This is a genomic window from Methylobacterium sp. WL7 (assembly GCF_008040085.1).
In the GTDB taxonomy this organism is placed as follows: Bacteria; Pseudomonadota; Alphaproteobacteria; order Rhizobiales; family Beijerinckiaceae; genus Methylobacterium; species Methylobacterium mesophilicum.
Window position 1 is genome coordinate 1 of record NZ_VRVG01000392.1, and the last position, 301, is coordinate 301.

Annotated in this window: 1 protein-coding gene; it reads right to left on the reverse strand. The window is 72.4% G+C overall.

Features of this window, described 5'->3' with window-relative positions:
* Positions 1-301 (reverse strand): transposase (locus FV233_RS29940; RefSeq protein WP_147899684.1); only part of this gene is annotated, 301 nt, incomplete at both ends.

Below are 301 nucleotides of genomic sequence, written 5' to 3' on the forward strand. Positions count from 1 at the left end.
CACCCAGCGACGCGGCAGCAGGACAAACCCGCGTTTGGCCTCGGGCGCCTTGACCACCTCCAGGGCGATACCGTGCGCCTGGGCCGCGTCCGCCGCCCGCGCGCCGGTGTAGCCCTGATCGACGAAGGCCGTCTCGACGCTTCCGTCCGTCTCCGCTTGCACCGCGCCGATCAGGCGATCGACCTCGCCGCGATCGTCGGCATCGGCCGGGGTGACATGCAGCGCCACCACGTGGCCGGGCGTGTCCACCGCCAGATGCACCTTCGAACCGCGCTTGCGCTTGGCCCCGTCGTAGCCCGCC